The organism is Chrysiogenia bacterium, from assembly GCA_020434085.1.
Lineage (GTDB): Bacteria > JAGRBM01 > JAGRBM01 > JAGRBM01 > JAGRBM01 > JAGRBM01.
The window spans coordinates 1-10,068 of record JAGRBM010000111.1 but is presented as its reverse complement, the minus strand read 5'-3'; the positions used below and the strand labels follow the sequence as shown (position 1 = coordinate 10,068).

At 61.8% G+C, this 10,068-nt stretch carries 8 protein-coding genes; 6 read left to right on the top strand and 2 right to left on the bottom strand.

Features of this window, described 5'->3' with window-relative positions; translation table 11 throughout:
* Positions 1–161: 161 nt before the first annotated feature.
* Positions 162–2,153, bottom strand: a complete 1,992-nt coding sequence (locus tag KDH09_03775) for a PD40 domain-containing protein (GenBank protein MCB0218790.1) — start codon at positions 2,151–2,153, stop codon at positions 162–164.
* 357 nt (positions 2,154–2,510) lie between these two features.
* Between KDH09_03775 and KDH09_03770 the strand changes: the two genes are divergently transcribed.
* Positions 2,511–3,914, top strand: a complete 1,404-nt coding sequence (locus tag KDH09_03770) for a carbamoyltransferase (protein MCB0218789.1) — start codon at positions 2,511–2,513, stop codon at positions 3,912–3,914.
* Here the strand turns inward: KDH09_03770 and KDH09_03765 are convergent.
* Positions 3,911–4,297 carry a helix-turn-helix transcriptional regulator gene (locus tag KDH09_03765; protein ID MCB0218788.1) on the bottom strand — a complete coding sequence of 129 codons (387 nt, stop codon included), beginning with the start codon at positions 4,295–4,297 and terminating at the stop codon, positions 3,911–3,913. The two genes, KDH09_03770 and KDH09_03765, sit on opposite strands and share 4 nt — an antisense overlap.
* 165 nt (positions 4,298–4,462) lie before the next feature.
* Between KDH09_03765 and KDH09_03760 the strand changes: the two genes are divergently transcribed.
* From KDH09_03760 to KDH09_03740, 5 genes are all read left to right on the top strand, one after another.
* The gene (locus KDH09_03760) at positions 4,463–5,968 is read left to right on the top strand and encodes a hypothetical protein (GenBank protein ID MCB0218787.1); all 1,506 of its coding nucleotides are present in this window, start codon (positions 4,463–4,465) and stop codon (positions 5,966–5,968) included.
* The gene (locus KDH09_03755) at positions 5,965–7,107 is read left to right on the top strand and encodes a glycosyltransferase (protein MCB0218786.1); all 1,143 of its coding nucleotides are present in this window, start codon (positions 5,965–5,967) and stop codon (positions 7,105–7,107) included. Before KDH09_03760 ends, KDH09_03755 begins: the two co-directional genes overlap by 4 nt.
* Positions 7,104–7,994 (top strand): hypothetical protein, encoded by an 891-nt coding sequence (locus KDH09_03750; protein MCB0218785.1) that lies wholly within the window; start codon positions 7,104–7,106, stop codon positions 7,992–7,994. The genes KDH09_03755 and KDH09_03750 overlap by 4 nt, the downstream gene beginning before the upstream one ends.
* Before the next feature lie 61 nt (positions 7,995–8,055).
* Positions 8,056–9,381, top strand: coding sequence for a nucleotide sugar dehydrogenase (locus tag KDH09_03745; GenBank protein ID MCB0218784.1), 1,326 nt, complete (start codon positions 8,056–8,058; stop codon positions 9,379–9,381).
* A 9-nt stretch (positions 9,382–9,390) separates the two neighbouring features.
* Positions 9,391–10,068 (top strand): SDR family NAD(P)-dependent oxidoreductase (locus tag KDH09_03740; GenBank protein ID MCB0218783.1); only part of this gene is annotated, 678 nt, incomplete at its 3' end.

Sequence of the window (10,068 nt, the reverse complement as noted above, 5' to 3'; positions counted from 1 at the left end):
GTGAAGGAAGCGCCGCACATCCCCTTCCGGCGGCGCCTGGATGAGACGCTGGCCGCCCGCAGCCCCAAGCTGCGCTGGGTTCCCGACGAGGAATAGGCTCAAAAGAACGCAACAAAAAAGCGCCGGATTGCTCCGGCGCTTTTTTTTTCCAGGAGAGATGATTACGGAATCGGCACCATCAGAATGTCACTGATGCCATTATTGTCTCCGCTGGCGATGTCATCGCTGTAAGCCTCCCACGCAGCGAAGTTGCCGTCGGGGGAGATGTAGTTGATCCAGTTGCGCTCGCCCGAATTGGCGTCCTCGCCCATGGTGCCAACGCTCAGGCGGGTGGTGGTGCCGGCGTCCAGATCACGTAGGTAGATGTCGAGCTCGCCGTTGGTATCGGTCACATCGAAATCACCCGAGCGGGATTCGAAGATGATGCGGGTGCCATCCTCTGAGATGGAGGGCCGGACGCTGCTGCCTTCGACCGGATTTTCGTCGGAATCGACGCTGATGAGAATCGTCGTGCCCATCTGCCGGTCGCGAAGGAAAATGTCGGAATCGCCGTTGGTGTCATTGGGAACCAGGTTGGAGGCGGTCGATCCGAAGGCCACGTAACGTCCATCGCCCGACATGGCCACGTCACGGCTGTCGCCGCCCACCGCCTGCGCGCCGTCGCTGCTCACGCTCACCCGTTCGGTGGTTCCCGCCACGCGATCCCGTACGAACACGTCGCGCGCGCCGTTGGTATCGCCCGGAACCAGGTTCACGAACCTCGAGTGGAAAACCACGTAGCGACCATCGTCGCTGATGTCCGGAATTTCGGAGGCACGTGTGTTGTTATCCCCCGGAGAGCGGAGGCCCTGGCTCCCGTCGCTCGCAACGCTGACGCGCTCGAGGGTTTCATCGACCATGTCGAAAACGAAGATGTCGTAGGCCTCGTTGGTGTCGTCGGGAACAAGATTGGATGCACCCGAGTGGAAGGCGATGTAGCGGCCGTCGGCGCTCATCTCGGGGTAATCGCTGCGTTCGTCGGCGGGCTGGTCATTCATGCCGCGCGAAATCAGGATGGTCGTCCCCTCCTGGCGGTCGCGCAGGATCAGGTCTTCGGCGTCGTTGGTGTCGCCGGGCACGACATTGGATGCGTCGGAATTGAACGCCACGTAGCGTCCGTCGGCCGAAATTGCCGGGTAGCATGAGTTGCTGTCGCCGAGCTCTTCGCTGCTGGAGACGTTCATGATTTCGGTCGTTCCGGCAACGATGTCACGGACGAACACATCCAGTGTGCCGTTGGTATCGCCCATTACCAGATCGGACGCCAGCGATTCGAATGCGACGAAGCGCCCGTCGGCGGAGAGAACCGGCTCACGGTTGATGGAAGTGCCCGTGCCCGAAGAGAGCATGTCATCGTCGGTGAGGCTGGCGACGAAGATTTCGGTAATACCGGTGGGGCCCGCTTCCACGCTGGTGGCGTTGCCCGCAACCTGGGTGGAGAGAGCCGCGCTCGAATCGCGCACCTGCAGGGTGATACTTTCGACTTCGTCGTAACGAATATCGCTGTACACAAGCCGTCCGTAGTCGACCGAGCGGGTATGCGAACCGCTCAGTGCACCCATCGGCATACCCATGGGCTCAAGGACGAGTTCACGGTTAGTGTCGGCATAGACGCGGCGTCCGTCCACGTCCTGCACTTCGACGACAAAGAAACTGAAGGGCTGATTCACCTGCGCGGTCATCGAGGGCTCTTTGACGAAAACCAGCGCGTCGGGCGCCTTGGTGACGACGATGGGGAGGGGGAGGGCGCTCAGGCCTGACGCTTCCACGCTCAGGGTGATGTCTTCAACGGCGTCGTAGCTCAGGTCATCGAAGCTTGCGACGCCGCCGCTGGTGCTCTGGGTCAGCGTTCCGGTCAGATTACCGGTTCCGGTATCCAGAGAGAGCGTCACCGGCAGGCCGTCCACATCGAGAAGATCGCCCGCGGCGTCATGGAGTTCCACCGTGAAGGGGTCCCAGGTCTGACTGACAATGGCGCCCTGGGGGGCCGGCTCGCCGAGTGCAAGCTGTAGAAATGCGGCGGCCGTGTCGCTTCCGCACGAAGAAATGCCTGCAAGCACCAGCCACAGGCCAACCAATAGAGAAATCGCTGAAGACAGAATTTGTTTTTTCATGGGGTCTCGATACTTCGGAGAGATTCTGGAGAGTCGCATCCACCGCAACCGGGAGCTATGATAGTGCCATCGAGTGCCCCTTGAAAGGACGCGGCCCTGAAAATCCTCGGCCTGACATCCCCGATTTCCTTCAATTCGGCCGCAGCGACCCTTGTGGGCGGGCGTTTGGTAGCCGCTGTGGAGGAGGAACGCTACGTCCACATCAAACATGCACCCCGGATGTTACCCCTCCAGTCGGCTAAATATTGCCTGGAGCAGGCGGATACGGGTCTTCAGGGCGTCGATCTCATCGCCATCGGGCATGAGCGGCCCAGGCGGCATCTGGCGGAATTCGGCCGCGATTTTCTGCTTGGCCGTATGGGCGTTTCACCCCGCCACATCGAGGCCGAAATCGGCTTTCTCTCGACCCACTATTTCGGCGTCCGAAATCTCTTCGGGCGCATGGTGCCCGACAAATCGCGGGTTCGTTTCGTCGAACACCACCTCTCCCACGCGGCCAGCGCGTTTCTCTGCTCACCCTTTGAGCGCGCGGCAATCCTGACCATCGACGGGCGCGGGGGATTTTCCAGTGGCCTGCTGGCGCTGGGCGAGGGCGCGCGCATTCGCGAGCTGGCGCGCATCCCCGTGGGGCAGAGCCTGGGGCTTTTCTACGAGCGCATGACTGAAGCGCTCGGTTTTCGCAAGCATTCCGAAGAGGGCAAAGTCATGGGGCTGGCTGCCTATGTTCCGAGTGACCAGGTCGCGCCCTTCGACTTTCTGCACATGCCCAGGGGCGCGCCGCCGCGCATCGATGAGCGCGCGTGCGACGCGTATTTTCGAAGCCTTCGCTACCGCAGTCCCGATGATGAGCTCACCGATGAACACCGCGCACTGGCTGCAAAGGCTCAACGATCGCTCGAAGCCATGGGGCACGCCTGGGTCGACTACTTGCTTGGCCTTACAGGCGCGAAGAATCTGTGTCTGGCGGGCGGCGTCGCGCTGAACTGTTCGATGAACGGGACCTTCGCGCGCCGCGACGACATTGAGGGGCTCTTCGTGCAGCCCGCGTCGTCGGACTCGGGAACGGCAATCGGCGCGGCGCTCTACGCGCACGCGACCGAAACCGGAGAGCGTCCGGACTTCGTGATGGACCATGCCTACTGGGGACCGGGCTACGGCGATGAGGAAATTGCCGACGCGATCAAGAAGAGCAAGGTCGCCCACTGGAAAAAGTGCGAGAACATTGCCGTCGAGACTGCGGAGAAGCTGGCCGCCGGAAAGATCGTCGCCTGGTTTCAGGGCCGCTGCGAGATTGGCCCGCGCGCGCTGGGTGCACGCAGCATTCTGGCCAATCCCGGCATGGCCGAAATGAAGGACAAGGTGAACAAGGAAGTGAAGTGGCGAGAGCCCTGGCGCCCGTTTGCCCCTTCGATCCAGGAAGAGAAGGTCGGCCAGTTCGTCGAGCGTCCGATTCACTCGCCCTTTATGATCGTCGCCTTCCAGGCCAACGAACACGGAAAGAATACCATCCCCGCGGCGGTGCACGTAGACGGCACCTGCCGCGTGCAGAGCGTCTCGAAAAAGGTCGCGCCGCTCTACTGGCAAATGCTCGAAGAGATGGAAAAGCGTACCGGCGCGGCTGTCGTGATGAACACGTCTTTCAACGTGAAGGGCCAGCCCATCGTGCTGAGCCCGCTTGAGGCAATCAGCACTTTCTATTCCTGCGGCCTCGATCACCTGGCAATCGGTAGCTACCTGATTTCAAAAGAGCCTGACGCCTAGGCGCAGGACGATTCGGGGAGATCTTGGGAACTGCGCGACTGGTAACGGGCAACCTGTTCGGCCATGCGAAGCACGAGGTCGATTTCTTCTTCACCGAGCCGGTTGAGGACACGCATCAGGCGCTTGGTTGTGCGTTGCTGGGTGGGCGATTCGTTTTCAAACTGGAAGAGCTCGGAGACCGGGATGTCGAGCGCCGCGGCAAGACGACCGAGCGTATCGAGCGAGGGAGAGCCCTGGCCGTTCTCAAGACGGCTCACGAACTCGTTGCCGATTTCCGCGTGCTTTGCGACCACGGCCTGCGTCAGACCCGACTCGCGTCGCAACGCGCGAAGCTGTCGACCGAGATCGCGCCGGAATTTTTCGGGGTCGTACGAACCGGACATTGTGCCTTCCTCCGGGGTGACGCTCACGCAACCCGCCCAGAGCGGCTATGGTAGCTGGCCAAATGAGCGCATACGTCCACAGATGGAAGGTGTCGCAGAGTTGTCACGCTGCAGCCGCACTTGTGACAGGGGCCATCGTGCTGATCTCACGGGGGAGAGAGCCGGATGTGGCGCGCTAGCGGCTCGCTGAGCGTGCTGGCACTTGCCGGCCAGGTGCTGCAGCTCGCGCTGCAGTTCGTGCTGGCGCGCAGCTTCGGAACGGGGGCGGAGATCGACGCGCTCGTCGCAGCAAGCGCCGGGCCCAACTTGCTGCTGGCGCTTCTGATCCTGAGCGTGGGCCAGCTTCTTGTTCCGCAGCTCCTTCGCGAGCGCGAGGCAGGCGTCGAAGCCTATGCGACCGCGCGCAATTCCCTGTTTGTTCCCATCGGTGTGCTGGGGGCCTTGCTGGCCGCGGGTTTTGCGCTCTTTCCCGAAGTCGCGCTCGGTATCTTTACTCCCGGTCTGGCGGGGGAGGCCCACGCCCTTGCGGGAAAGTATCTCCTCTGGACGGGGGCGGGGCTCATTCCTTCAGTGTTGTTGGCCTATCTCACCCAGACCCACAACGCGCGAGAGAATTACGCTCGTCCGGCGCTGGCCGGCATGATTCAATCGCTTGTGTTGCTCACGCTGTTCCTGGCTTTCAAGGACCGCTACGGCGTCTTCGCTTTGGTGATGCTGCAGGTTTTCGTCGGACTCGCCGCGACGCTGGTGCTGCTTGGATCGGAACTGCGTGCCAGCGTTGGCGGTTTCGATCTGGCGCATCCCTCGCTTCGAAGATTCTACGCGATGGGAATTCCGGTCGTTATCGTGGCGGCTTCAACACGGGTGAATGTTGCGGTGGACCGGTTTTTTGTGTCCTTTCTTTCTGAAGGAAGCCTTTCTCTGCTGCATTACGCAGATCGATGGGTGAGCGTGGTGCAGGCAATCCTGAGCATGCCGCTGGTAACGGTTCTCTTCACCCGCCTTTCGAAAGAAGCAGCCGCAGGAAACACTTCCAATGACGCAAGTCGGGAGGGATTTGCCGCCGTATTTTTCATCGGCATTCCCGCGGCGATCTGGACCTGGGCGGCTGCCCCCGATCTTGCGACGTTCCTGCTTTACGGGCGCGCGCGCGGTCCCGAGGAACTGACAATCCTCACGAACGTACTTCGCGCCTACAGCGCGCTCATCGCGTGCATGGCTTTTGGCAGTGTGCTGGTGAAATCTTTTTACGCGCAGCAACGGACCATTTCCCCCATGCTTTGGGCGGGACTCTCGCCCATGATCCTCAACGTGATCTTCGACTGGTTGCTGGTAGAGCGCTACGGCGTGGTGGGCCTTGCAGCCGTTACGTCCATCAATGCCGTAGTGGGCCTACCACTTGGTGCGTGGCTCTTTGCGCGAAACAATCCCGGTCTCTTCGGGCGCGAATTCTGGACAGGATTTGCGCGCGCTGCACTGGCGGGCCTTCCGTTGCTGGCGCTTCCGCTGGCGGCGGGCGTGCTGCTCGCCGGCGAAGGGCAGGGAGCGATCGGCGGGCGCCTCTTCGCGATGGCACTGGCGGCGCCGGTAATCTATCTGCTTATTTCGCGCCTGCTCGGCAGCCCGCAGGCGAGCGAGATTCTGCAGCTCTTTCGGAGGCAACGCGCATGAAACCGCTCATTGTCCAGGTGGTGAGCAGCCTCCAGGTGGGCGGCGCCGAACGCGTGGCGCTCGAGCTGGCTGCGCGTCTGCCGAGGGAGCGTTATCGCAGCGAGCTGCTCTGCGCCGGGCCCGAAGACTCCGGGCGCAATCTCTTCGAAAATCCACTGGAAGCCGAAGCCGCCCGGCGCAGCGTGCCGGTTCGGCGCATTGCCCTTCCCGGGATTCGGGACGCAACAGCTCGCGGGGAAGTGCAGGCCTATCTGCGCGAGCATGAGGTGCGTCTGGTCCATGTGCACAACCGTCCCACCGACTGGCAAGTGGTCGCACTTGCGCGGCTCGTGGGGGTGAGGGGCCTCTACACCCGTCATTTGCCCTACCGCGACGTTTCACGCCGCCAGCGCATGGCCTATGTGGCCGCGGCCCGTCTGGCGAAGGCCGTGGTTGCGGTATCCGAGCCCGTGCGCACGCATCTGCTGCGGGAGGAACTCACACCCGCATCGAAAATTCGGGTGATTCCCAACGGAATCGATCTCGGGAAGTTCACCCTGAAGAACGACGAAGAACGTACGCGGATTCGCGGCAAGCTCGGAATATCGGAAAATGCATTCGTCTGGATCTGCGCCGCGCGTCTGGCCGAGCAGAAGGGTCACAAATACTTGCTTGACGCCTTCGCGCAGCTCGCAGAAGACTCTGCGCGCACACTTTTGCTGGCAGGCGACGGCCCGCTCGAAGGCGCGTTGGAGGCGCAGGCTGAAAAACTCGGCATCTCCGCGCAGGTCCATTTTCTGGGGGCGCGCACCGACGTGCCCGCACTCCTTGGCGCGGCCGACGCCTACGTGTGCAGCTCGCACTCGGAGGGTCATCCGCTCTCGGTGCTTGAAGCGCTGGCGATGAATCTGCCGGTAGTTGCGCCACGTCTCTCGCCCATTACCGCGGTGGGGGCGGATGCCTTCATCGAATACTTCGGTCCGGAACAAAAAGGCTGGGCGGCCCGCCATGATCCGGCCGAGCTGGCACAGGCCATGGCCACTGTGGAGAGACGGAAAACGTACGCCGAAAATGCGCGCGCCTTCGTGGAATCGCGCTACGGTATCGAACGGATGATCGACGCGCACACGCAGCTTTATGCGGAGATTCTGGGCCGATGAAGAAGCAGAAAATTGCGTTGTTTGGAGACGTGCAGACACTCCCCTACGTGCGCGATACCCTTGCGTTGGATCACTCGCTCGCGCCACGCATCATTGACCCGGCTGCGTTGCTTTCGAGTAGCGCGGGGCTCCTTGCCTCGAATGTCGCCTATGGCGTGATGGCCTCGGCCATGCCGCGATTTTTCGGGCGGGCCCGCTTGCTGGGCTGCCGCACGGTCAATCACTGGATAGGCACGGACGTAGCGCAGAGCCTCGAAGATTCGCGCCTGCACGAGCAGCTTCGAGCCCACGCCGGGAGCATCGACATCCACCTGTGCGTTGCACCGTGGCTCCAGCAGGAGCTGGCAGAGTTGGGAATTGCCGCGCACCTCGTCCCGATTGTTCCGCCCGATCTCGCACCCGATCCGCTTCCCATGCCCGCGAAGCATGGCGTGCTGGCCTACGCCAATGAGGGGCGCGAGGCCTTTTACGGCATTCCGGGCTTTGTTTCGCTGGCGCGGGAATTTTCCGGCACCGACTTCTATCTGTGCGGAACGAGCACCGCGCCCGAGAACGCTCCCGGAAATCTTCAGGTAATGGGAAGACTCGGACGAACGAAAATGCGTTCGGTCTATGAAAAGACCAGCGTGCTCTACCGCCTGCCCGAACACGACGGGCTCTCCAAAATGGTGTTGGAGGCGCTCTCCCATGGTCGCGAGGTGCTCTGGATCCATGAAATGGAGGGCGTTCGCACAGCCCGCGATGGGAATTCGGCAAGACAGGCGTTGGGGGAGATTCTCTCGGCCTCGCCGCGCCCCAACGAGGCGGGCCTCTCCGCCATCGCCGAAACCTACAATCCCACCCGGATCGCCCGGCGGACCGCTGAAATCCTGCGCGGGGAAGAGTGATAGACCCCGCCCGGTGCGAGCGCTAAGATTCCCAGCGTTTCCAGGGGACACTGTGAGCTGAATGAAGAAGAACGACGCCGCACAGGCGCTTCTCAAAAAATTTGCAGACAAGAGCGCGCGCGTGGGAATCGTGGGCCTTGGCTACGTGGGCCTGCCCTTGGCGCTGGAGTTCGTACGGGCCGGTTTTCACGTGGTCGGCGTCGATGTGAGTACCGAAAAAGTCGCTCGAATCGGGCGCGGCAAGTCCTACATCGAGGACATTCCCGACGCCGAGCTGCGCGCCGCCAACAAGACCGGTCGGCTCAGCGTTTCGACCGACTACAAGAGCCTGCGCAAGGTGAGCAGTGTTTCCATCACCGTGCCCACGCCGCTTGGAAAATCGCGCGAACCCGATGTTTCCTACATCCAGGAAGCCGTTTCTGAGCTGGGCAAAGTCCTGCCCAGGGGCGCGCTGGTGGTGCTCGAATCGACGACCTATCCGGGAACGACCCGCGAGCTCGTCGAGGCGCATCTCATCGAAGCCGGCTACACGGTAGACAAGGACGTCTTCGTCGCCTTTTCGCCCGAGCGCGTCGACCCGGGCAACAAGCAGTGGAAAACTTACAACACGCCCAAGGTGGTCGGCGGCACGACGCCGACGGGGACGAAACTGGCCGCTGCGCTTTATCAGCAGGCGGTGGAAACCGTCGTTTCGGTAGGCAGCACCGAAGAAGCGGAGATGGTGAAGCTGCTGGAAAACACCTTCCGCGCGGTGAACATCGCACTGGTCAACGAGCTCATGCTCATGTGTGACCGGATGGGGATCGACATCTGGAATGTGATCAACGCGGCCAGCACCAAGCCGTTTGGATTCATGCCGTTCTTTCCGGGGCCCGGCATCGGCGGTCACTGCATTCCGCTCGATCCGACTTATCTGGCCTGGCGGGCGAAGGCGTATAACTACACCAATCGTTTTATCGAGCTGGCGACCGACATCAACGGAAACATGCCGCGCTTTGTGCTCAACAAGTCGGCGCGCATTCTCAACCATGAAGAGAAGAAAGCACTGAACGGCTCGAAGATCCTGTTGCTCGGAATGGCTTACAAGCCCGGCGTCTCCGATGTGCGCGAGAGCCCCGGCGTAGAAGTCTACCGGTTACTCACCGCCGAAGGTGCGAAAGTGGCCTACACGGACCCGAACGTGCCGGTGATCAATGAGCCGAGCATCGGCAAGAAACTGACCTCACAAAAAATCACGCCCGCCATGCTCAAGGGCTATGACCTCGTCGTGATGATCACCAATCACGCCGAATTCGATTGCAAGGAGATCGCGCGACATGCGCAGCTTGTGCTCGATACCCGCAATGCGTTTGGCGCGATCACAAAGAAGAACATTCACCGTCTCTAGGAAGTTGAAATGACGCAGTATCTGGTTACGGGCGGCGCGGGCTTCATCGGCTCCAATCTTGCCGACTACCTCCTTTCGCAGGGGGCGCGGGTGCGCGTGCTCGATGACTTTTCGACGGGCCGGGAATCCAATCTCGCGCATCTCAAAGACAACGCAAACTTCACGCTCCTGTACGGCGACATCAACGACCCCGATGCGGTGGCTCTGGCGATGGAAAACTGTGAGGTCGTCTTTCACCAGGCCGCGCTCGGCAGCGTCGCGCGGAGCGTGGACGATCCTGCAAAAACCAATCACTCGAACGTAGACGGCTCGATTTCAATTCTCGACGCAGCGCGACGCGCGGGCGTGCGGCGCGTGGTGATGGCCAGTTCGTCCTCGATCTATGGCGACAGCGAGGCGCTCCCGAAGGTGGAGACCCAGCCCCTGGCCCCGGTCTCACCCTACGCGGCCAGTAAGGCGGCGATGGAACTTTACGCAAAGGCGTTTACCGCCTGTTACGAAATCGAGGTGGTGTGCCTCCGCTATTTCAACGTCTACGGTCCGCGCCAGGACCCCAAGTCCCTTTACGCCGCGGTGGTGCCGGCCTTCGTGAGCGCCCTGCTCTCGGGAGAGGCGGGAACCATCTACGGCGACGGTCAGCAGAGCCGCGACTTTACCTATGTGGGGGACGTAGCCCGCGCGAACCTG

Bases quoted from the DNA above. Each gene is read 5' to 3' on its own strand.
- KDH09_03745 (MCB0218784.1), top strand. From the start codon at position 8,056: ATGAAGAAGAACGACGCCGCACAGGCGCTTCTCAAAAAATTTGCAGAC.
- KDH09_03755 (MCB0218786.1), top strand. From the start codon at position 5,965: ATGAAACCGCTCATTGTCCAGGTGGTGAGCAGCCTCCAGGTGGGCGGC.
- KDH09_03760 (MCB0218787.1), top strand. From the start codon at position 4,463: ATGTGGCGCGCTAGCGGCTCGCTGAGCGTGCTGGCACTTGCCGGCCAG.
- KDH09_03770 (MCB0218789.1), top strand. From the start codon at position 2,511: ATGGGCGTTTCACCCCGCCACATCGAGGCCGAAATCGGCTTTCTCTCG.
- KDH09_03750 (MCB0218785.1), top strand. From the start codon at position 7,104: ATGAAGAAGCAGAAAATTGCGTTGTTTGGAGACGTGCAGACACTCCCC.
- KDH09_03775 (MCB0218790.1), bottom strand. From the start codon at position 2,153: ATGAAAAAACAAATTCTGTCTTCAGCGATTTCTCTATTGGTTGGCCTG.
- KDH09_03765 (MCB0218788.1), bottom strand. From the start codon at position 4,297: ATGTCCGGTTCGTACGACCCCGAAAAATTCCGGCGCGATCTCGGTCGA.